Raw genomic sequence first — 21,915 nt, 5'->3', positions numbered from 1 at the left:
CTAGCGGCTCACTGCACCATCGTTGATCGCCGGCAGACTCACCTCTGCTGGGGCATCAGCGGCATTCCCACAGGCCAGCCCCTCTTTCATCCGCTGGGCGTCACGGACAAAACAGCGTGCTGCCTGGAACAGAAACAGCAGGGTCAGGAACAGGGCCACGGGAATCAGGTACATCGCATCGTGCAGACCGATGGCCTTGAACTCTTCGGTCATCAGCTCTGCGCCTGCGGCATACATTGCCGAATGGGCGAAGTGGTCGGAGAGCGCCCCCACCACCACCGGCCCCAAGCCGCCCCCCAACAGGTACAGGCCGGCGAAGAACAAGGCCATGGCGGTGGCGCGCAAGCGCGGTTCGACCACATCCTGCAGGGCGGTATAGACGCAGGTATAGAAGTTGTAGGCAAACAGCCAGCCGACACTGAATACCGCGACGAACACCCCGACCTCCACCCGCCCGGCATGCAGTGCCCATCCGGTGGCGAGGGTCGAGATGATCAGGCTGCAGGCCGCGAACAACAAACGACCATTGGCTACCCGCTGATGAATCTTGTCGGCGATCCAGCCGCCCAGGGTCAGGCCCACCAGGCCGGTCACCCCGACGATCAGCCCGGTGGCCATGGCGGCTTCCTGCAAGGGCATGAGGAAGTAGCGCTGCAGCATCGGCACCAGGAACGAGTTGCAGGCATAGGTGGCGAAGTTGAACGTCAGCCCGGCCAGAGTCAGCCAGAGAAAGGTCGGTATCGCCAGCACCCGGCGAATGGGCCGGTCAATCCGCACCTGGGCCACTTTCACCGTTTCCGCCGCGCCGCGCTTGGGTTCCTTGATGAAGAACATGAACACCGCCAGCACCAGCCCTGGTACCGCCGCAATGAAGAACGGCGCCCGCCAGCTGTCGAAGGCCTTGACCATGGCACCGATGGTGAAGAACGCCAGCACCAGCCCCAGAGGCAGGCCGAGCATGAAGATGCCCATGGCCCGGGCCCGGCGGTGAGCGGGGAACAGGTCGCCGATCAGCGAGTTGGCGGCCGGGGCGTAGCTGGCCTCGCCAATCCCCACGCCCATGCGCACCAGCAAAAAGCTCCAGAAGCTGCCGACCATGCCGTTGACCGCGGTGAGCCCGCTCCACACCGCCAGCCCCCAGCCCATCAGCTTGCTGCGCGAGCCGGTGTCGGCCAGGCGCCCCAGGGGCAAGCCGGCAATGGCATAGACAATGGTGAAGGCGGTGCCGATGATCCCCAGCTGGAAGTCGCTCAGGTGCCATTCCATGCGGATCGGCTCGATGATGATGGCGGGGATGGTGCGATCGAAGAAGTTGAACAGGTTTGCCAAAAACAACAGGAACAGAATGCGCCAGGCATTTGCCGCTTGAGTCGAATTATCCATGGATCGATCTCTTTTATTGTTATTGGGCCAGACGCGAGCGGGCCTGGAAGCTGCAATCTAGTCAGCCGCACCCACGCTGTCTGTAATCATTCGCCAGCCTGATACCAAGGCATCGCAGGCAGGCGCGGGGATGGCACTTGCGGCTCCCCGGAACAAGCCGCCCGAACTTCGCCACAGCCCCCGCTACCCGGGCCTTTCCCAGTCTTTTCAAGGGCTTGGCCAAGGCCGAAAAAATACCTTGCGCCCCCCCTTCCCAAGGCCGATGCGAAGCCTAGAATAGCCGCCTTGCCAGCCCCCCTTATCAACCCCTCCCCCATCGAATACGCCAATGTCCGAAGCCAGTCCGTGTCTGAATTGCGGTGCCTGCTGTTCATACTTTCGTGTGTCTTTTTTCTGGGGCGAATGCGCCTCATCCGGCGGGACTGTCCCCGACGAGCTGGTGCAAAGTATCAGCCCCAGCCGGGTGGCAATGCTCGGAACCGACTGCAAATCCCCGCGCTGCATCGCCCTTGAAGGCGAGGTCGGCCAGGGTGTGAGCTGTTCGATCTATGACCAGCGCTCCAGCCCGTGCCGCGAGTTCGAGGCTTCCTGGACCGACGGCCAGCCCAACAGCGACTGCGACGCCGCCCGCGCCGCCTTCGGCCTGGCCCCCCTGGAACCGGCGGACACCGAGCCCTGGTACGAGGAAAGCGCTTAGCACCTTTGGCGATAGGGCCCATAAGCAAATCATTAGCAGCAGCGTGCCACCTCCCATTGCAGCCAGCGGGTGCCTTCTATACTCCAAGCACTCGTTGGCGCGCGGCTCCGCCGACCTCAGATGACTCAGAGATGGGCAGGCTATGGACTGGCTGGGCGTGCATTTCATTACCGAGCTTCCTCAGGCCGGGCAAGTGGTCCTGCATTGCACCCACAACCCGGTTCTGGTGCTTCTGGCCTACCTGGTAGCCTGTGCCGCCAGCTTCGCCACCCTGGACATGGCCGAACGTGTCAGTCATGCCGAACGACCGGCCAGCCAGCGCCTGTGGCGCTGGGTCGGAGCCTGCTGCCTGGCCGGGGGGATCTGGGCCATGCACTTCATCGCCATGCTGGCGTTCGAGGCGCCGCTGCAGATCCACTACGACCTGCCCCTGACCCTGCTGTCGCTCCTGATCGCGCTGGTCGCCGCCTGGCTGGCGATGAACACCCTGAGCCACGCGCACATGCCGCTGTGGCGCTATGGCGTTGCTTCGATCTGGATCGGCCTGGGCATCGCCGCCATGCACTACGTCGGCATGGCGGCCATGCGCAGCAGCGCCAGCCTGTACTACGACCCCTTACTGATGGCGCTGTCGGTATTGGTGGCGATCGCCTGCAGCCTGGCGGCGCTGCTGCTGTCCCGTCACCTGCGCGAAGGCAGCGGCATGTTCCACCAGTTGCTCAAGTACGCCAGCAGCCTGGTGCTGGGCGCTGCCATCGTGCTCATGCACTTCACCGGCATCTGGGCCATGACCCTGGTGCTGCCCGCCGGCAGCCTGCCCGCCCCCGCCGCATCCGATGGGCATCTGCAACTGGGCCTGACCCTGAGCGCGATCGTGCTCTTGATCATCGGCAGCGGCATCAGCGCGGCCCTGGCCGACAAGAAGCTGCAACACAAGGAGCGGGACCTGCGGCGGGTCAACGCCCTGCTTTCGCAACTGGACCAGGCCCGGGTTTCCCTGCAGCAGGTGGCCCACTACGACGCCCTGACCAACCTGATCAACCGCCGCGGCTTCAACCAGTTGTTCGCCGAAAAGCTCATCGAGAAAACTACCTTTGGCGGCATGCTGGCGGTGATGTTCCTCGACATCGACCACTTCAAGCGCATCAATGACAGCCTCGGCCACGATGCCGGGGACGAGTTGCTGAAAGTCATCGCCGGGCATATCAAGAGCTCCACCCGCAGCCATGAAGACGTGGTGGCACGCCTGGGCGGCGACGAGTTCTGCATCCTCATCAATCTGTACGACCGCGAAGAAGCCCGGCAGATGGCCCAGCGCATCATGCTGAAAATGAAGGAGCCGATCGAACTGGGGGGGCGACGCATGGTGATGACCACCAGCATCGGCATCAGCGTCTTCCCCGATGACGGCAAGACCTGCGAGGAGTTGCTCAAGAACGCCGACCTGGCCCTGTATCAATCCAAGGATTGCGGGCGCAACAGCCTGCATTTCTTCAACTCCCACCTCAAGACCCGGGCCACCCTGGAACTGCAACTGGAAGAGGAATTGCGCAACGCCCTGCGCGACGACCAGGGCCTGCTGCTGTATTACCAACCTATCTACGACCTCAAGAGCGGCAGGGTCACCAAGCTCGAAGCCCTGATCCGCTGGCAGCACCCGCAACATGGGCTGCTGACCCCGGATCGCTTCATCTCCATTGCCGAAGCCAACGGCATGATCGCCGAGCTGGACAACTGGGTGCTGCGCAAGGCCTGCGCGGACCTGGCCTACCTGTCGCGCCATGGCGGTGGCGAACTGAAGATCGCGGTCAACTGCTCGGCCCTGAACCTGACCCGCGAAGAGCTCGCCGGGGAGATCGAAAGCGCCCTGCGCCAGGCCCAGGTGGCGCCGCAGCGGCTGGAGCTGGAAGTCACGGAAAACGCCCTGATGGGCAATATTGCCAGCACCCTGGCGCTGCTCAAGCAGATCCGCGGGCTGGGGGTGTCGCTGTCGATCGACGACTTCGGCACCGGCTACTCATCCCTGGCCTATCTCAAGCGCTTGCCCCTGAACACCCTGAAGATCGATCGCTCGTTCATCCAGGACATCCCCAAGTCGACCCAGGACATGGAGATCGTCCAGGCGATCATCATCATGGCCCACACCCTGCACCTGCAGGTGGTCACCGAAGGGGTCGAAACCCCGGAACAGCAAGCGTTTCTCCAGCACCATGGCTGCGACTACCTGCAGGGCTACCTGCTCAGCCATCCGGTGCCGCTGCGGGAGTTGCGCGGGGTGCTGGAGGAGCTCGACCAGCGCCACGCCGCGCCGATCAATCCGCGGGCGCCGGGTCCCGATAAAGGCGAACCAGGGTCGCTGGATCTTTTTCCAGATAGCCCTGCCCACCATGCAGACGCATCAACTGCGCAGCTAATCCGCTGATCGGCGTCGCCGAGCCTTGTTCGCGGGAAAACTTCACCGCTCCATCCAGGTCCTTGAGCAGGGTGCGCACATGCCACTTCACCGGCTCGAACCGGCTTTCAGCCATTTGCGGGGCCAGGATCTGCAAAGGTTTCGAGTCGGCAAAGCCACCGGCCAGGGCCTCGGCGATCAGCCGCGCATCCACCCCCGAGCGCTCGGCCAGGGCCACCACCTCGGCGATCACCAGGGCGTTGCAGGCGACGATCATCTGGTTGCAGGCCTTGGTCACCTGCCCGGCGCCCACCGCCCCCATGTGCGTGACCCGCTGCCCCAGGGTCAGCAGCACTGGCCGCACCCGCTCGACGTCCGTCGCCTCACCGCCAACCATGATGGCCAGGCTGCCGGCCTCGGCGCCCGGGGTACCGCCGGACACCGGCGCATCGACCCAGGCCACGCCGCGGCTTGCGGCCAGTTCGGCGGCCATTTCCCGGGTAGCCGTGGGTTCCAGGCTGGACAGGTCCAGCAGCAGCTGACCGGCCCGGGCGCCCTGGGCGATACCCTCGGGGCCAAACACCACCTCGCGCACCACCTCGGTATTGGCCAGGCACATCAGCATCAGGTCGGCATCGGCGCACAGCTGCGCCGGCGTGGCAACTTGTCGCGCCCCGGCAGCCACCAGGGGCGCGCATTTTTCCGGGTTGCGGTTCCACACCGTCAGCGGATAGCCCGCCGCCAGCAGCCGGCGGCACATCGGCAAGCCCATCAGGCCGATTCCGGCAAAGCCGAGTGAAGGTAACGCTGACATCATATTGCCCTCATTTGATTAAAGATCACCGAATACTGGCCGATTCATCATGATTCAGGAAAGGATTCCCCCGAGCGTCGCTAAGAAAAAACCCTGACGCCTTGGGCAAAATTCGCGCTCCACGCAGCGACGAGGTCCCATTCCGTGATGGTTCGACGACACCTCGTCCACGAGCCAACCTGACCAGGCATATGGCGCACAATGACTTCTAAGAACAAACCTGCCAACGCAGTCTCCGAGATGACGCTGACCTCCCCCACAACTAGCCCCTCAGACCCGAAGCCATTGTCCAGTTCACGCCCCCTGTCGACTCAGCAGTACCTGTATTTCACCGAAACCAATACCGACCGCATCCTCGACAACCTCGACGGTCTGCGCGACACGGTGTTCCCGCGGCCACCGCACCTGGAAGGCGAGCCGGACAACCGTCGCGACCAGGAATTTCCGTCGGTCTGCCTGATCGGGCTGGGCCGCTGCGGCTCCAACATCGCCCTGGATGTGGCCGAGCTGGTGTACAACGCCCGCAAGTTCTACCTCAACGAATTCAATAACGAAGACAAGGCCTACGAAGGCGGCTACAGCCCCGGCCAGTGGATCCGCCAGAACCTGCGCCTGGGCCAGAACAAGGCCAGCAAGCCGGTGTTCCTGGTGGAACCGCTGGTGATGCTCGGCGACCTGGACAAGGACATTGCCGGGCGCATCCGTTTCTCGCGCAAGGGCGAGAAAAGCGGCTTCATCCGCGACTACAGCAAGATGAAGATCATGGACCTCTCGGAAGTCCACGCCGGTGGCGCCGGTAACGCGCCGATCCTCGGCCAATACCTGGCCAAGATCATCCTCAACAAGGACACCCAGCGCTTCTCCAGCCCCGACTGGAAGATGATCCACTCGTACCTGATCGACTCCTGCGGGATCAAGGCCAACCAGTCGCGCCTGTACTTCTCGATCTTCAGTGCCGGCGGCGGTACCGGTTCGGGCATGGCCTCGGAGTTCGGCCTGGCCCAGCAGTACTCGTACATGAACAAGACCTTCGACACCAAACCGATGGACGAGCACGACAGCAAGAGCGGGCACTCCTTCGTCTTCGAGCCGATCTTCACCAGCGGCATCTGCGTGCTGCCGAACATTTCGGACCATCGCAGCGAAATGTCCGAGGCGCTGCACATCAACGCCGGCCGCCTGCTGTGCAAGTACCTTTCGGAAGAGTGGGACTTCTCCTACAACTTCGACAATGAAGACAGCAGCGAAGCCAGCGTGATGGGACGGATCCGCCCCTGGAACGCGATGATGCTGATCTCCAACGACATCATGCGCTACGCCGAAGAAAGCGATGACGGCAACATCCAGAACATCGACGTCAACGCCATGGAGAAGCACGCCAACCAGTACATCTCCCAGCAGATCTTCAACATCCTCACCGCCCAGGCGGTGACCACCGACTACGACCAGAACTACTTCCGGCGGGCCGGCATCGACATCGGCGAAACCATCCGCCTGGATGCCAACGACCTGTTCATGAGCCTGGCTGGCCCGGTGGCGATCGCCTATGCCGAGTCCGTGGTGCCGGAGCAGCCGGTGCCCACCGGCGACAAGTTCAAGGTGTTCGAAAAAGAACCCCAGCGCCTGAACATCGACGACCTGTTCTTCCGCTCCATCGATCTGCCGCACTTCAACAAGGTGACCCAGGCCATCGAGGGCATCAGCCTGCTGCCGATCGAGTCCAAGCGCTACCGCGCGGCCTTGGAGCAATACAAGGCTTCGGGTTATGACGCCGCGGCGCTGCATGACCTGCACTTCTTCAAGAACTGCTCGTCGGTGGTATCGATCGTGTCCCTGCCCAAGGACTACAAGCTGTCCTACATGGACCTGAACCGGCTCAAGACCCACCTCAACAGCCTGTTCCCCAACACCACCCTCAAGCGCTATGCGCTGGTGATCGGCGCTTCGGCCAACCTGTCGCTGACCACCCTGATCGCCAAGAGCCCGTGCCTGTCGGATGACTTCCTGACCCTGATCGTGGCCTTTATCAAGCGTTGCTTTGCGCGCAATCCGTACCGCTTCGACGACACCCTGGACAACTCGGTGCTGGATTTCATCGTCAGTGACCAGTTCGATGAAGACCGCATCGACGATCTGCTCAACGAATTCGAGAACCCGGCGAAGATCCTCGACACCAACTGGTATGCGATCAAGCCGATGTACGAGAAGAAGTACCGCGAGCTGATCAACGACAAGGACAAGTTCGTCTCGATCAACGACATCCGCCTGTCCCGGGATTGCGTGAAGAAGGCCATCAAGTACCTGCGGGAAATCTACCGCCACCGTATCGGCAAGACCCGGGTCATCTCGCTCAACAGTCACACAGGCAAGACCGCGTATTAAGAAGGGCTTCGCCGGCCAGCCGGCTCCTGCACGGCAGGGAAAAACCTGCTGTCCTGTGGGAGCCGGCTGGCTGGCGAATGGTCAATTTACTCACATCGCGAAACAATTAAGCAGCTCGTCGGCTGCGCTTGAAACTGTTCCCCTTCCGTGAACGTCACCCTGAGAGAAAAGCCCGTGGGGCCTTTCTCTACGGCAAGGTGCCATCACTGGATTCACGGTTACTCGGCTACACACTTTTGTCCGACAAAAACCTGCCCCTTATCGGTGCACGCTCTTAGCGCGATGCCCTTTCCTGGATCAGGATCCAGGGTGAAACCACCACCGCCCACAGCGTCGGATCACGTTCCAGCAGATCGGATGCCCGCGTCGCAGACAGTTTCTCGACCTTTCCTTCGGCCAGCCAGGCCGCCACTTTTTCTGCCTGGTTCTCGGCCACGGCCTGGGCCGCCTCGATCAGATCCAGGTCAGCCTCGACCCACAATAGGGCACCCTTGGCGAAGAACGGCTCCAGTTCCTTCCAGCTGATAGATGCGGTCTCACCAAGCAGCTTGGCATAGAGGGTGCTAGGTTCTTGAGTCATGGGACTGTCCAGAAATGAAATCGGCGCAATCATAACGTCGGGGCTCTGGCAGAAAAACCCAGAAGCAAGCGCGACACCGATCGAGAAGCTCAGAAGCGCCAGGGACTGACGCCGAACCGGGCGCAAGCCACGCCGCAAATCTGTCTTTTTCTTTCAATTAAGCGACACCCCGCGTTTTTGCCCCCAGCAGCCAGCTTTTCAAGCGAACAACCGGCGCTCTACACTGTACCGGTACAGTTGCCAGGGGCATTTTCCGACGGGTATTCACGAAATATCTGATTCGGTTCTGCGACCAAGGCCGCCGGAACTATAAAAATTACAACAGTAAGAGTGGAGCACTATGAATAAGGCTACTAAGCAGATTTCCAAACTGTTTGCCGCTATGGTCCTGGCCGGGGTTGCCAGCCATTCGTTCGCAGCTGACACCATCAAGATCGGTATCGCCGGCCCCAAGACCGGCCCTGTAGCCCAATACGGCGACATGCAGTTCAGTGGCGCGAAAATGGCCATCGAACAGATCAACGCCAAAGGCGGCGTCAACGGCAAGAAGCTCGAAGCCGTTGAATACGACGATGCCTGTGATCCCAAGCAAGCCGTGGCAGTCGCCAACAAAGTGGTCAACGATGGCGTCAAGTACGTGGTCGGCCACCTGTGCTCCAGCTCCACTCAACCTGCTTCCGACATCTACGAAGACGAAGGCGTGATCATGATCACCCCGGCTGCCACCAGCCCGGACATCACCGCCCGTGGTTACAAGATGGTGTTCCGCACCATTGGCCTGGACAGCGCCCAGGGCCCGGCCGCCGGTAACTACATCGCCGACCACGTGAAACCCAAAGTGGTTGCCGTGCTCCACGACAAGCAGCAGTACGGTGAAGGCATCGCCACCGCCGTGAAGCAGACCCTGGAGAAGAAAGGCACCAAGGTCGCCGTATTCGAAGGCATCAACGCCGGCGACAAGGACTTCTCTTCGCTGATCGCCAAGCTCAAGCAGGCCAACGTCGATTTCGTCTACTACGGCGGCTACCACCCTGAGCTGGGCCTGATCCTGCGCCAATCCCAGGAGAAAGGCCTGAAGGCCAAGTTCATGGGCCCGGAAGGCGTGGGTAACGACTCCATTTCGCAGATCGCCAAGGATGCTTCCGAAGGCCTGCTGGTCACCCTGCCTAAATCCTTCGACCAGGACCCGGCCAACGTGGCCCTGGCTGACGCGTTCAAGGCCAAGAAAGAAGACCCGAGCGGTCCTTTCGTATTCCCTTCCTACTCCGCAGTTGAAGTCATCGCCGGCGCCATCACCAACGCCAAGAGCGAAGACGCGGCCAAGGTGGCTGAAGCCATCCACGCCGGCACCTTCAAGACCCCTACCGGCGACCTGAGCTTCGACGCCAAGGGCGACTTGAAAGACTTCAAGTTCGTGGTCTACGAGTGGCACTTCGGCAAACCTAAAACCGAAGTTTCCCCTCAGTAAGGCACGGCCTGACTGACTGCCAATAAAGCCCACGGCGTGCCGTGGGCTTTGTTTTACGAATGTATGGGCCTGTGTTCCGTGATCCGGAATCCCGCCCACCTGAAAATCTCAAAACCGTCATCAGCGGTTCGCTGGCAAAACCCAGCCCGAAGTGGGTGCAGATCCACGGGGCCTGGGCGGGAAAATGACTCCACCAGTGAAATGCGTATCAGGTTTTTAGGAGCGTTGTAATGCCTGACATCTATCACTTTTTCCAACAGCTGGTTAACGGTCTCACCGTTGGCAGCACGTATGCCCTGATCGCCATCGGCTATACGATGGTTTACGGCATCATTGGAATGATCAACTTCGCCCACGGCGAGGTGTACATGATCGGTTCCTACGTGGCGTTCATCGCCATCGCCGGGCTGGCCATGATGGGACTCGACAGCGTCCCGCTGTTGATGACCGCAGCCTTCATCGCGAGCATCGTCGTCACCAGTGCCTACGGCTACAGCATCGAACGGATCGCCTACCGCCCCTTGCGGGGTAGTAACCGCCTGATCCCGCTGATCTCCGCCATCGGCATGTCGATCTTCCTGCAGAACACCGTTCTGCTGGCGCAGGACTCCAAGGACAAATCCATTCCCAACCTGATCCCGGGCAACTTCTCCATCGGGCCAGGCGGCGCACATGAAGTGCTGATTTCCTACATGCAGATCGTGGTATTCGTGGTGACCCTCATCGCCATGCTCGGCCTGACGCTGTTCATCTCCCGTTCTCGCCTGGGTCGCGCCTGCCGCGCCTGTGCCGAGGACATCAAGATGGCCAACCTCCTGGGGATCAATACCAACAACATCATCGCCCTGACCTTCGTGATCGGCGCCGCGCTGGCGGCCATCGCCGCCGTGCTGCTGAGCATGCAATACGGTGTGATCAACCCCAACGCCGGTTTCCTGGTGGGCCTGAAGGCCTTCACTGCAGCGGTCTTGGGCGGCATCGGCAGTATCCCGGGCGCGATGCTCGGCGGGCTGGTGCTGGGGGTGGCCGAAGCCTTTGGTGCCGACGTGTTCGGCGACCAGTACAAGGACGTCGTGGCGTTCGGCCTGTTGGTTCTGGTGCTGTTGTTCCGTCCGACCGGCATTCTGGGCCGTCCGGAGGTTGAGAAAGTATGACTAGGAATCTTAAATCGGCGCTGTTCAGCGCCTTGTTGGTCTGGGCTGTCGCCTACCCGGTGCTAGGCCTGAAACTGACCATCGTCGGCATCAACCTGGAAGTCCACAACACCAGCCCGACCATTCTTGCCACCATCGCGGTGTGCTCGGTGCTGATGTTCCTGCGGGTGCTGTTCCATAGCCAGATCAGCGCCGCCTGGAAGTCATCTCCCAGCATGCCGTTGATCCCGGCCAAGGCCAGCAACTTCCTGACCCTGCCCAGCACCCAGCGCTGGATCATCCTGGCGTTGATCCTTGGCGCCCTGGTCTGGCCGTTCTTCGGCTCCCGCGGGGCGGTGGACATTGCCACGCTGATCCTGATCTACGTGATGCTGGGCCTGGGCCTGAACATCGTGGTCGGCCTGGCCGGCCTGCTGGACCTGGGTTACGTGGGTTTCTACGCCGTCGGCGCCTACAGCTATGCGCTGCTGTCGCACTACTTCGGCCTGAGCTTCTGGATCTGCCTGCCGATCGCCGGCCTGATGGCGGCCACTTTCGGCTTCCTGCTGGGCTTCCCGGTGCTGCGCCTGCGGGGTGACTACCTGGCAATCGTGACCCTGGGCTTTGGCGAGATCATCCGTCTGCTGCTGCGCAACATGACCGATCTCACCGGCGGCCCCAACGGCATCAGCAACATCGAGAAGCCGACCTTCTTCGGCCTGACCTTCGAGCGCAAGGCAGCAGAAGGCATGCAGACCTTCCACGAGTTCTTCGGCCTGCAGTACAACTCGATCAACAAGGTGATCTTCCTCTACCTGGTGGCCCTGCTGCTGGCACTGGCGGCGCTATTCGTCATCAATCGCCTGCTGCGCATGCCCATCGGCCGTGCCTGGGAAGCCTTGCGTGAAGACGAGATCGCCTGCCGTGCCCTGGGCCTGAACCCCACCGTGATCAAGCTCTCGGCCTTTACCCTGGGCGCCGCGTTCGCCGGTTTCGCCGGCAGCTTCTTCGCCGCGCGCCAAGGCCTGGTAACCCCGGAGTCCTTCACCTTCATCGAGTCGGCGATCATCCTCGCCATCGTCGTGCTGGGTGGCATGGGCTCGCAGCTGGGAGTGATCCTGGCGGCGATCGTGATGATCCTCTTGCCTGAAATGATGCGTGAATTCAGCGAATACCGGATGTTGATGTTCGGCGCCATGATGGTGCTGATGATGATCTGGCGTCCTCAAGGTCTGCTGCCCATGCAACGTCCTCACATGGAGCTGCGCAAATGAGCCGTGAGATCCTCAAAGTAACCGGCCTGTCGATGCGCTTCGGCGGCCTGCTGGCGGTCAACGGAGTGGCCCTGACCGTCAAGGAAAAACAAGTGGTGGCATTGATCGGCCCGAACGGTGCCGGCAAGACCACGGTGTTCAACTGCCTGACCGGTTTCTACCAGCCCAGCGCCGGCAGCATCCTCCTGGACGGCGAGCCGATCGAAGGCCTGCCGGGCCACAAGATCGCCCGCAAGGGCGTGGTGCGTACCTTCCAGAACGTGCGGCTGTTCAAGGACATGACCGCGGTCGAGAACCTGTTGATCGCCCAGCACCGGCACCTGAACACCAACTTCCTCTCCGGGCTGTTCAAGACCCCGGCGTTTCGCAAGAGCGAGCGCGAGGCCATGGAGTACGCCGGCTACTGGCTGGACAAGGTCAACCTGCGGGAGTTTGCCAACCGCCCCGCCGGCACCCTGGCCTATGGTCAGCAACGGCGCCTGGAAATCGCCCGCTGCATGATGACCCGCCCGCGGATCCTCATGCTCGACGAGCCAGCCGCCGGCCTCAACCCCAAGGAAACCGAGGACCTCAAAGCGCTGATCAGTGTGCTGCGCGAAGAGCACAACGTCACCGTGCTGCTGATCGAACACGACATGAAACTGGTCATGAGCATTTCCGACCATATCGTGGTGATCAACCAGGGCACGCCCCTGGCCGACGGCACGCCGGAACAGATCCGCGACAATCCCGAAGTGATCAAAGCCTACCTGGGGGAAGCGTAAATGCTGCAGTTCGAAAACGTTTCCACCTTCTACGGCAAGATCCAGGCGTTGCACAGCGTCAACGTCGAGATCCGCCAGGGCGAGATCGTCACCCTGATCGGCGCCAACGGTGCCGGCAAGTCCACCCTGCTGATGACCCTCTGCGGCTCGCCCCAGGCCCACAGCGGCAGCATCCGTTACCTGGGTGAAGAACTGGTGGGGCAAAGCTCGGCGCAGATCATGCGCAAGAGCATTGCCGTGGTGCCGGAAGGCCGCCGGGTATTCGCCCGCCTGACCGTGGAAGAGAACCTCGCCATGGGCGGCTTCTTCACCGACAAGGGCGACTACCAGGAGCAGATGGACAAGGTCCTGGAGCTGTTCCCGCGGCTCAAGGAGCGCTTCACCCAGCGCGGCGGCACCATGTCCGGCGGCGAACAGCAGATGCTCGCCATCGGCCGTGCGCTGATGAGCAAACCCAAGCTGCTGCTGCTGGACGAACCGTCCCTGGGCCTGGCGCCGATCATCATCCAGCAGATCTTCGACATCATCGAACAGCTGCGCCGCGACGGCGTGACGGTGTTCCTGGTAGAGCAGAACGCCAACCAGGCGCTGAAGATCGCCGACCGTGCCTATGTGCTGGAGAACGGCCGGGTGGTGATGCAAGGCACCGGTGAATCGCTGCTGACCGATCCGAAGGTGCGTGAAGCCTACCTGGGCGGCTAAGCACCTGCGTCACTGAAAACGGCCCTTCGGGGCCGTTTTTTTTATTCCGGGATAAAAAACTGCCCCGGGCTGTAACGAATCCCCATGAGCCTTCTCTAGAGGGGTAAGCAAGCACAGATGCTTCCTTACCCCAACCGCACTGGAGAAACATCATGAGCAACACTCGTACCCTGTCCGCCACTGCCCTGGTCCTGGCCCTGGGCTCTGCCCTCAGCGTCGCCGCCCTGCCCACCACCGCCCATGCCGCGGACGACATGGAAAAGTGCTTCGGCGTGGCCATGAAGGGCAAGAACGATTGCGCCGCGGGCGCCGGCACCACCTGCGCCGGGACCTCCAAGGTCAACGACCAGGCCAACGCCTGGAAGCTGGTACCCAAGGGCAGTTGCGAGAAAACCGCCAGCAGTACCTCGCCTACCGGTTTCGGCCAGCTCGAAGCCTTCAAAGCCAAGCCCTGATCCTGCGCCTGCCTGAGTGTCGACGATGAACACCGCCCCGCTGCACCACCCTGGCCACGACATTCAGGCGCGCGCCTCCAGCCTGCCGCCCCGCGCCGGGCTGGGGCTCAAGACCGAGCATTTCAAACACGTGCTGGAACAGCGGCCCGACATCGGTTTCTTCGAGGTGCATGCGGAGAACTACATGGTGGCGGGCGGCCCTTTCCACCATTACCTGGGCCTGATCCGCGAACGCTACCCGCTGTCGCTGCACGGTGTCGGCCTGTCCATCGGTGGCGAAGGCTCCCTGGACCTGGCTCACCTGGAGCGGCTGGCCGGCTTGATCGAACGCTATCAGCCCCAGTCCTTTTCCGAACACCTGGCCTGGTCCAGCCACGGCCCGGTGTTCCTCAACGACCTGCTGCCCCTGGCCTACGACGGGCCCACCTTGCGCCGGGTCTGCGAGCACATCGACCAGGTGCAGAACCAACTGGGACGAACCATGCTGCTGGAAAATCCGGCCACCTACCTGCAATTCCAACGCTCGACCCTGGACGAGACCGACTTCATCCGCGAAGTGGTCCAGCGCAGCGGCTGCGGCCTGCTGCTGGACGTCAACAACCTCTATGTGTCGTGCATCAATCACCAGCGCGATCCCCTGGCCTACCTGCAAGCACTGCCGCTGCAGGCGGTGGGCGAGATTCATCTGGCCGGGTTCGCCGAAGACCGGGACAGCCTCGGTGACCGGCTGTTGATCGACGATCACGGCGCCCCGGTCGACGCTGCGGTCTGGGCCCTGTACCAGGAGGTGCTGGGGCTCATCGGCCCGATGGCCACCCTGATCGAGCGCGACAACCACCTGCCGGCCTTTGCCACCCTGATGGCCGAGGCCAGCCAGGCAGAAGCGCTGTTGCTCGGCGCCCAGGTGCAGCCATGAGTGGCCAGGGGGAATTCGCCAGGGCCCTGCTGAGCGCCGAACCGGGCTGCCCACAGGGGCTGTCCAGCAGCAACGGCGCCGATCCGGCCAGCCGCTTCGCGGTCTATCGCAACAATGTGCAGGCCTCGTTGAGCAACGCCCTGGCCGAGTCATACCCGGTCGTCATGCAATTGGTTGGTCGCGAGTTTTTCAACGCCATGGCCGCGCTCTACATCCGGGACTTCGCCCCCGCCAGCCCTCTGCTCAACGACTATGGCCGGGACCTGGGCGACTTTATCCAGGGCTTCGGGCCGGCCGCCGGCCTGCCCTACCTGGCCGACATGGCCCGCCTTGAACGGCTGCGGGTCGAGGCCTACCACGCCGCCGACGCCCGCCCCCTGGAGCCGTCACGGCTACTGGCGGCGATGAACCAGCCCGACCGCCTCGGCCAGGCGCAACTGCTCCTGCATCCGTCACTGCGCACCCTGCACTCCGGCTACGCCGTAGTGAGCCTGTGGGCGGCGCACCAGAGCGATCAGCCCTGGCCGGCTTTCGACCTGCAGCAGGGGCAGAACGCCCTGGTGCTGCGCAACGCCCTGGAGGTCGAGGTGATCGCCGTGGATACCGGCGCCATGACCTTCATTGAAGCCCTACGCAACCACTGGCCGCTGGAAATCGCCGCGGCCCATGCCCTGGACGCCCAGGCCGACTTCGACCTGGGCCAGTGCCTGGGCCTGCTGCTCGGCCACGGCGCTCTTATCGACCTGCAACCCCAGAAGAAGGCCTGACCATGAACACCCAGACAGAAACACCCATTGCCGGACTGGTGAATCGGATCATTCAAGGGTTTGAGCGCATTCCCTACAGCCTGATCGCCTTTATCGCGCGTTTTTCCATTGCCGCGGTGTTCTGGAAATCCGGACAGACCAAGGTCGAGGGGCTGGCCGTCGATCTGGTCGATGGCACCTTCCAGCTGGGCTGGCCGCGCCTGGCGGACTCGACCATTCCCCTGTTCAAGAGCGAGTACCACGTGCCCCTGTTGACGCCGGAAGTGGCGGCGCACCTGGCGGCATTTGCCGAACATTTTTTCCCGATGCTGATCCTGCTGGGCCTGGCCACGCGCTTTTCCGCCCTGGCGTTGCTGGGGATGACCCTGACCATCCAGCTCTTCGTCTACCCGGACGCCTACCCGACCCACGGCACCTGGGCGGCGATCTTCCTGCTGTTGATGGCCCGCGGCCCGGGCGTGTTGTCCCTCGACCACCTGCTGGCCCGGCATTTTCGCCACCGTCCTCTGTAGCCGCTGCCGCAGGCTGCGAAAAGGGCCGCAGGCCCATCAAGTTCACAAACGACGGTAAAGCCGGAGGAAGCTACAAACGATCCAGCGCCTCACCGCTGCGACGAAACCAGTCCATCAGGTAATCGGCCAGCACCTGGGTACGCTTGGGCAGGCCGCCCTGATAGGAGTGCACCAGGTACATCGGCATGCTGCGGGTCTGGTAGTCCCGCAACAGCCAGCACAGGCGGCCGTCCGCCAGTTCGCTGTGCAGCACATAGGACGGTAGCCGGGCGATCCCCGCGCCCACCAGGGCAGCCTTCTTCAGGAGGTTGTAGTGGTTGCTGGCGAAGGGGCCGCTGACCCGCACCCGCAACAGTTCATGGCGCTGGTGGTACAACCACTCTTCCCGACCGCTGTAATGGCTATTGAGCAGGCAGCGATGCCCGGCCAGCTCCTGAGGCGTGCGCGGCTCGCCGTATTGCTCCAGGTAGGCCGGGCTGGCGCAGGTCATTTCATGCCAGGCCAACAGCGGCCGGGCCACCAGGCGCTGGTCGTTGGCCACCTCCGAGCGCACGGCCAGATCGAAACCCTCCCGGGTCAGGTCGCGGTAGCTGTTGTTCAGGTCCAGCTCGATCTGCACCTGGGGATAGTGCCGGGAGAACTCCAGCAGCAGGCCATCGAAAAAAGTCTCTCCCAGGGACACCGGAACCGTCAGGCGCACCGGGCCGGCCATATCGTCCTTGAGCCGGGCCAGGGCCTGATGGGCCCGCTCCACTTGGACTACCAGCGCCTGGGCCTGAGGCAGAAGCGCCGCCCCGGCGGCGGTCAGGTCCAGACGTCGGGTGGTGCGTTGCAGCAGTACCACGGCGTAGCGGGCTTCCAGGGCGCTGATGCGTTTGGAGAGCTGGCCCTTGCTGCACCCCAACTGCTGGGCTGCCAGGGTAAAGCTGCCGGCTTCCACCAGCACCGCAAATGCCGCCAGGTCATCCATCTCGCTCATGGATTGTTTCCATTTGAAAACCAAAGGTTGCCTATTAGCGCGTTAATTCATGAAAAAAACCACTCTAGACTGCAACCTCACCCCCTTTTCGAGGAACAGCCCATGAAGATTCTCTTGATCGGTGCCAATGGCACCATTGGTTCGGCGGTCGCGCGGGAGCTGGAACAACGTCACGAAGTGGTGCGCATCGGCCGTACCAGCGGTGATTTCCAGGTGGATATCAGCGACAGCCAGTCGATCCGCGCGCTGTTCGAAAAGACCGGGCGCTTCGATGCGCTGGTGTGCGCAGCCGGTAACGTGACCTTCGCGCCGCTGGGGGAAATGACTGCCGAGCACTTCAGCCTGGGCCTCGAGGACAAGCTGATGGGCCAGGTCAACCTGCTGCTGATCGGCCGCGAGTACGCCAACGACGGCGCCTCCTTCACCTTCACCACCGGCGTCCTGAGCCATGACCCGATCCGCAGCGGCGCCTCGGCCGCCCTGGTCAACGGCGCCATCGACAGCTTCGTGCGGGCCGCTGCCATCGAGCTGCCCCGGGGCCTGCGGGTCAACTCCATCAGCCCCAACGTGCTGCTGGAAGCCATGGGCAGCTACGCGCCCTACTTCCGCGGCTTCAAGCCGGTGCCGGCGGCCGACGTGGCCCTGGCCTACGCCAAGAGCGTGGAAGGCCTGCAGACCGGCCAGACCTACCACGTCGGTTGATCCGGCTTGTGTAGGGCTCGCCAGCGAAGGCGTCCTCCCGAACCACACAAGGCTTCAGGGCCTCTTCGCCGGCAAGCCGGCTCCTACGGTTGATGGCGCTGCCGCGTTCAATCCGGGGTTGTGGTGACCGGGCGGGCTGCGTAACGTGTCGGCTTCCGCTTGGAGGCCCAATGATGCGCACCGCTCGTTCACTGCTTTGTTTCGCCCTGCTGCCGCTGTTTGCCGGCTGCCAGATGCTGCCGATGTTCAACCAACAGCCCCAGGCGCCGTCCATGGCCGGGTTGACCCGGATGCAGGGTGAACTCAGTGCCGCCGATGGCAAGCTGCTGTTCAAACCCTGCACCGAAGACCGCCGTTATGTGGTCAACGATGGCGGCAACACCAGTGTGCTGCAGGAAGCGGCAACCCTGGCCGAGAAGCAGGGCAAGCTGTTTGCCGACCTGCGGGGCAAGTTCTCCGCCAGTGCCAGCAGCGACGGCCAGCTGGACCTGCGCCAGCTGTACCGCGTCGAGCGCTCCGCCAGCGCCTGCAGCGATCCGAACTTCCAGCGCCTGATCCTGCGGGCCGGTAGCAAGAACCCGGCGTGGAACGTCGATGTCAGCGCCAAGGGCATGATGATCGAACGCGCCGGCCAGCCGACCCTGGCCCTGCCCTATCTGGAAGAACAGCTGGGGGATGGCCGTTTCAACCTCACCAGTGAAGCCAATCACCAGCGCGTGGAGCTGTGGGTGGCCCCGCAACGCTGCGTCGACCCCGTCACCGGCAGCGTTCAGCACCTGAGCGCAGAGCTTCGGGTGGACGGCCAGGTGCAGCGCGGCTGCGGCTATTTCGGCGGCTCGCGCAACGACTGATTCGACGAGCAGCGGTTTTAGCCTCACGGCCAAGGTGGTTTGCGGCTTATAATCGCCGGTTTGTGCAAAGCAAGCCGGCGCACTGTTGCGCACCGCCTACCCCGGATCCTGTCATGTTACGAATCACCGAACTCAAGTTGCCGATCGACCATCCCGATGAAGACCTGCGCGCCGCCATCGTGCAGCGCCTGGGGATCGCCAGCGATGAGCTGCTCGATTTCACCTTGTTCAAGCGCAGCTACGATGCGCGCAAGAAGTCTTCCGAGCTGTGCTTCATCTACACCATCGACCTCAGCGTGCGCGACGAAGCGCCGCTGCTGCTCAAGTTCGCCGACGACCGTAACGTCAACCCGGCGCCGGATGTCAGCTACAAGGTGGTGGGCCAGGCTCCGGCCGACCTCAGCCAGCGGCCGATCGTGGTGGGCTTCGGCCCCTGCGGGATCTTCGCCGGCCTCTTGCTGGCGCAGATGGGCTTCAAGCCGATCGTCCTCGAGCGTGGCAAGGAAGTGCGCCAGCGCACCAAGGACACCTGGGGCCTGTGGCGCAAGAGCGTGCTCAACCCCGAGTCCAACGTGCAATTTGGCGAAGGCGGCGCCGGGACCTTCTCCGACGGCAAGCTCTACAGCCAGATCAAGGACCCGCAGCACCACGGCCGCAAGGTGCTCCACGAGTTCGTCAAGGCCGGCGCTCCGGACGAGATCCTCTACGTCAGCAAGCCGCACATCGGCACCTTCCGCCTCACCGGCGTGGTCGAAAACATGCGCCAGCAGATCATCGCCCTGGGCGGTGAAGTGCGCTTCGAGCAGCGGGTTACCGACGTGCTGATCGAAGACGGTCAACTGCAAGGTGTGGAACTGGCCAGCGGCGAACAACTGCATTCGCGGCACGTGATCCTGGCCCTGGGCCACAGCGCCCGCGACACCTTCCGCATGCTCCACAGCCGCGGCGTGTACATGGAAGCCAAGCCGTTCTCGGTGGGCTTTCGTATCGAGCACCCGCAATCGCTGATCGACAGCGCGCGCCTGGGCAAGTACGCCGGCCACCCGAAACTCGGCGCCGCCGACTACAAGCTGGTGCACCACGCCAAGAACGGCCGTTCGGTCTACAGCTTCTGCATGTGCCCGGGCGGCACCGTGGTGGCGGCAACCTCCGAGCCGAACCGGGTGGTGACCAATGGCATGAGCCAGTACTCGCGCAACGAGCGCAACGCCAACTCCGGCATCGTCGTGGGCATCACCCCGGAAGTGGACTACCCGGGCGGCCCGCTGGCAGGCATCGAGTTGCAGGAACGCCTGGAGTCCCACGCCTTTGTCCTGGGTGGCAGTAACTACCAGGCCCCGGCGCAGCTGGTGGGCGACTTTATCGCCGGCAAGCCCACCACCGCCCTGGGCAGCGTCGAGCCGTCCTACAAGCCCGGCGTGACCCTGGGTGACCTGGCCCTGGCCTTGCCGGACTTTGCCATCGAGGCCATTCGTGAAGCCCTGCCGGCCTTCGAACGGCAGATCAAGGGCTATTCGCTGCATGACGCGGTGCTGACCGGTATCGAGACCCGCACCTCATCGCCGCTGCGCATTACCCGCGACGCCTCGATGCAGAGCTTGAATGTGAAGGGGCTGTACCCGGCCGGTGAAGGCGCCGGTTATGCCGGTGGGATTCTCTCCGCCGGGGTCGACGGGATTCGCATTGCCGAAGCCGTGGCCCGCGACATTCTCGGTATCCAGGCCTGAGGGACGGGCCCTTTCGCCGGCAAGCCGGCTCCTACCGCCTACCGTAGGAGCTGGCTTGCCAGCGAAGGCGTCGTCCAGAACAACGCAAGGCTCAAGGGCCTCTTCGCCGGCAAGCCGGCGCCTACGACAAGTTCAGATACCGGCGCGCAATACGCTGGCAGGTAGCGCCTCACCACGCTCGACACTGGCGGCTACCGCCTCGATCAACACCGTCAGTTCATAACCCTGCTCTGCCAGCCACTGCCCATCGTAGTAGGTGGTTGCATAGCGCTCGCCCCCATCACACAGAATCGCCACGATCGACCCCGACTCACCGGCCGCAACCATCTGCTGCGCGGCCATCAGCGCGCCGATCAGGTTGGTGCCGCTGGAGCCGCCAACCCGACGACCCAGGCGCTGGGCCAGATAATGCATGGCCGCCAGGGACAGGGCATCCGGCACCTTGACCATGGCATCGATCACCTTGGGCAGGAACGAAGCCTCGACCCGCGGCCGGCCGATGCCCTCGATCCGCGAACCGCAGTCCAGGCGCAGGCTGGCGTCGCCACTCTGGTAATAGTCGAAGAACACCGAGCGCTCGGCGTCGGCACACAGCACCCGAGTGCAGTGCTGGCGATAGCGCACGTAGCGCCCCAGGGTCGCGGTGGTACCGCCCGTGCCCGGGCTGGAAATCAGCCAGCTGGGCTCCGGGTACCGCTCGAAACGCAACTGCTGGAATATCGACTCGGCGATGTTGTTGTTAGCCCGCCAGTCGGTGGCGCGCTCGGCATAGGTGAACTGGTCCATGAAATGGCCGCCGCTCTCCCGGGCCAGGCGCTCGGACTCGGCGTAGATCTGCGTCGGGTCCTGCACCAGGTGGCTCTTGCCGCCATAGAAGGCGATCTGGGCAATTTTCTCCTGGGAAGTGGTCGCCGGCATCACGGCAATGAACGGCAGCCCCAGCAGCCGGGCGAAATAGGCTTCGGAGATCGCCGTGGAGCCACTGGAGGCCTCGATCACCGGCGCGCCGGGCTTGAGCCAGCCATTGCACAGGGCATAGAGGAACAGCGAGCGGGCCAGGCGATGCTTGAGGCTGCCGGTGGGATGGCTGGATTCATCCTTGAAATACAGCTCGATGCCCGGCAGGCCCGGCAACGGCAGCGGGATCAGGTGAGTGTCGGCGCTGCGCTGGAAGTCGGCTTCGATGATACGGATGGCCTCACGGGCCCACTGGCGATTGTCGCTCATGCTCTATTCTCGTTGGATCGCACGCCGTACCGGCGCAAGAAGATGAAATGCACCCAGCATAGGTGATCCAGGCTCGCGACGGGCAGGCGCCTTTTCCTGGAAAAAATGCCCCGTCAGCCGCTGCGGACGGACATGTTAGGAAATATCCTGCCCCCCTTACAGGTACAGCTATGAAGCAATTGGAAACACA

General features: G+C 63.0%; 20 protein-coding genes. 15 read left to right on the top strand and 5 right to left on the bottom strand.

Annotated features, from left to right (window positions below):
- The gene (locus tag PFLCHA0_RS06700; RefSeq protein WP_015634417.1) at positions 1 to 1,383 is read right to left on the bottom strand and encodes a spinster family MFS transporter; all 1,383 of its coding nucleotides are present in this window, start codon (positions 1,381 to 1,383) and stop codon (positions 1 to 3) included.
- Positions 1,384 to 1,711: 328 nt separating this feature from the next.
- Here PFLCHA0_RS06700 and PFLCHA0_RS06695 point away from each other — a divergent pair, with 328 nt between their 5' ends.
- Positions 1,712 to 2,080, top strand: a complete 369-nt coding sequence (locus PFLCHA0_RS06695) for a YkgJ family cysteine cluster protein (protein ID WP_015634416.1) — start codon at positions 1,712 to 1,714, stop codon at positions 2,078 to 2,080.
- A 142-nt stretch (positions 2,081 to 2,222) separates the two neighbouring features.
- Positions 2,223 to 4,502 carry a putative bifunctional diguanylate cyclase/phosphodiesterase gene (locus PFLCHA0_RS06690; protein WP_015634415.1) on the top strand — a complete coding sequence of 760 codons (2,280 nt, stop codon included), beginning with the start codon at positions 2,223 to 2,225 and terminating at the stop codon, positions 4,500 to 4,502.
- On the opposite strand, the gene PFLCHA0_RS06685 is transcribed toward PFLCHA0_RS06690, so the two are convergent.
- Positions 4,393 to 5,289 carry an NAD(P)-dependent oxidoreductase gene (locus tag PFLCHA0_RS06685; RefSeq protein ID WP_015634414.1) on the bottom strand — a complete coding sequence of 299 codons (897 nt, stop codon included), beginning with the start codon at positions 5,287 to 5,289 and terminating at the stop codon, positions 4,393 to 4,395. The two genes, PFLCHA0_RS06690 and PFLCHA0_RS06685, sit on opposite strands and share 110 nt — an antisense overlap.
- A 198-nt stretch (positions 5,290 to 5,487) precedes the next feature.
- Here PFLCHA0_RS06685 and PFLCHA0_RS06680 point away from each other — a divergent pair, with 198 nt between their 5' ends.
- Positions 5,488 to 7,668, top strand: coding sequence for a hypothetical protein (locus PFLCHA0_RS06680; RefSeq protein ID WP_011059644.1), 2,181 nt, complete (start codon positions 5,488 to 5,490; stop codon positions 7,666 to 7,668).
- Positions 7,669 to 7,942: 274 nt separating this feature from the next.
- On the opposite strand, the gene PFLCHA0_RS06675 is transcribed toward PFLCHA0_RS06680, so the two are convergent.
- On the bottom strand, positions 7,943 to 8,248 hold the full coding sequence (locus PFLCHA0_RS06675) for a DUF2288 domain-containing protein (RefSeq protein WP_041116319.1): 306 nt from the start codon (positions 8,246 to 8,248) through the stop codon (positions 7,943 to 7,945).
- A gap of 340 nt (positions 8,249 to 8,588) precedes the next feature.
- On the opposite strand from PFLCHA0_RS06675, the gene PFLCHA0_RS06670 reads away from it, so the two are divergent.
- From PFLCHA0_RS06670 to PFLCHA0_RS06630, 9 genes are all read left to right on the top strand, one after another.
- Positions 8,589 to 9,716 (top strand): branched-chain amino acid ABC transporter substrate-binding protein, encoded by a 1,128-nt coding sequence (locus PFLCHA0_RS06670; RefSeq protein ID WP_011059642.1) that lies wholly within the window; start codon positions 8,589 to 8,591, stop codon positions 9,714 to 9,716.
- 230 nt (positions 9,717 to 9,946) lie between these two features.
- A complete protein-coding gene (livH, locus tag PFLCHA0_RS06665) occupies positions 9,947 to 10,870 on the top strand; it encodes a high-affinity branched-chain amino acid ABC transporter permease LivH (RefSeq protein ID WP_011059641.1) in 924 nt (307 codons plus the stop codon).
- Complete coding sequence (locus tag PFLCHA0_RS06660) at positions 10,867 to 12,123, top strand: high-affinity branched-chain amino acid ABC transporter permease LivM (RefSeq protein ID WP_011059640.1); 1,257 nt, start codon at positions 10,867 to 10,869, stop codon at positions 12,121 to 12,123. Before livH ends, PFLCHA0_RS06660 begins: the two co-directional genes overlap by 4 nt.
- Positions 12,120 to 12,887 carry a high-affinity branched-chain amino acid ABC transporter ATP-binding protein LivG gene (livG, locus tag PFLCHA0_RS06655; protein ID WP_011059639.1) on the top strand — a complete coding sequence of 256 codons (768 nt, stop codon included), beginning with the start codon at positions 12,120 to 12,122 and terminating at the stop codon, positions 12,885 to 12,887. The genes PFLCHA0_RS06660 and livG overlap by 4 nt, the downstream gene beginning before the upstream one ends.
- Positions 12,888 to 13,589 carry an ABC transporter ATP-binding protein gene (locus PFLCHA0_RS06650; RefSeq protein WP_015634412.1) on the top strand — a complete coding sequence of 234 codons (702 nt, stop codon included), beginning with the start codon at positions 12,888 to 12,890 and terminating at the stop codon, positions 13,587 to 13,589.
- A 152-nt stretch (positions 13,590 to 13,741) separates the two neighbouring features.
- Positions 13,742 to 14,044 carry a BufA1 family periplasmic bufferin-type metallophore gene (locus tag PFLCHA0_RS06645; RefSeq protein WP_015634411.1) on the top strand — a complete coding sequence of 101 codons (303 nt, stop codon included), beginning with the start codon at positions 13,742 to 13,744 and terminating at the stop codon, positions 14,042 to 14,044.
- A gap of 25 nt (positions 14,045 to 14,069) precedes the next feature.
- On the top strand, positions 14,070 to 14,960 hold the full coding sequence (gene bufB, locus PFLCHA0_RS06640) for an MNIO family bufferin maturase (RefSeq protein WP_015634410.1): 891 nt from the start codon (positions 14,070 to 14,072) through the stop codon (positions 14,958 to 14,960).
- Positions 14,957 to 15,727 carry an HvfC/BufC N-terminal domain-containing protein gene (locus PFLCHA0_RS06635; RefSeq protein WP_011059635.1) on the top strand — a complete coding sequence of 257 codons (771 nt, stop codon included), beginning with the start codon at positions 14,957 to 14,959 and terminating at the stop codon, positions 15,725 to 15,727. Before bufB ends, PFLCHA0_RS06635 begins: the two co-directional genes overlap by 4 nt.
- A 2-nt stretch (positions 15,728 to 15,729) precedes the next feature.
- On the top strand, positions 15,730 to 16,239 hold the full coding sequence (locus PFLCHA0_RS06630) for a DoxX family protein (protein ID WP_015634409.1): 510 nt from the start codon (positions 15,730 to 15,732) through the stop codon (positions 16,237 to 16,239).
- Positions 16,240 to 16,309: 70 nt separating this feature from the next.
- Here the strand turns inward: PFLCHA0_RS06630 and PFLCHA0_RS06625 are convergent, their stop codons facing one another.
- Positions 16,310 to 17,218, bottom strand: coding sequence for a LysR family transcriptional regulator (locus tag PFLCHA0_RS06625; protein WP_015634408.1), 909 nt, complete (start codon positions 17,216 to 17,218; stop codon positions 16,310 to 16,312).
- A 102-nt stretch (positions 17,219 to 17,320) separates the two neighbouring features.
- Here PFLCHA0_RS06625 and PFLCHA0_RS06620 point away from each other — a divergent pair, with 102 nt between their 5' ends.
- The 3 genes from PFLCHA0_RS06620 (at position 17,321) to PFLCHA0_RS06610 (ending at position 20,498) form a co-directional block, all read left to right on the top strand.
- Positions 17,321 to 17,920, top strand: coding sequence for a short chain dehydrogenase (locus PFLCHA0_RS06620; RefSeq protein WP_015634407.1), 600 nt, complete (start codon positions 17,321 to 17,323; stop codon positions 17,918 to 17,920).
- A 173-nt stretch (positions 17,921 to 18,093) separates the two neighbouring features.
- The gene (locus tag PFLCHA0_RS06615; RefSeq protein WP_041120567.1) at positions 18,094 to 18,771 is read left to right on the top strand and encodes a COG3650 family protein; all 678 of its coding nucleotides are present in this window, start codon (positions 18,094 to 18,096) and stop codon (positions 18,769 to 18,771) included.
- A gap of 113 nt (positions 18,772 to 18,884) precedes the next feature.
- Positions 18,885 to 20,498, top strand: coding sequence for an NAD(P)/FAD-dependent oxidoreductase (locus tag PFLCHA0_RS06610; RefSeq protein WP_011059630.1), 1,614 nt, complete (start codon positions 18,885 to 18,887; stop codon positions 20,496 to 20,498).
- Between the two features lie 132 nt (positions 20,499 to 20,630).
- Here PFLCHA0_RS06610 and PFLCHA0_RS06605 read toward each other — a convergent pair whose 3' ends face one another.
- Entirely contained in the window at positions 20,631 to 21,725 is a 1,095-nt protein-coding gene (locus PFLCHA0_RS06605) for a PLP-dependent cysteine synthase family protein (RefSeq protein WP_015634405.1), read from the bottom strand.
- Positions 21,726 to 21,915 lie beyond the last annotated feature (190 nt).

This window comes from Pseudomonas protegens CHA0 (assembly GCF_000397205.1).
GTDB lineage: Bacteria > Pseudomonadota > Gammaproteobacteria > Pseudomonadales > Pseudomonadaceae > Aquipseudomonas > Aquipseudomonas protegens.
Note: the sequence above shows the minus strand (reverse complement) of the source record. Positions and strands in the feature narration are given on the sequence as shown.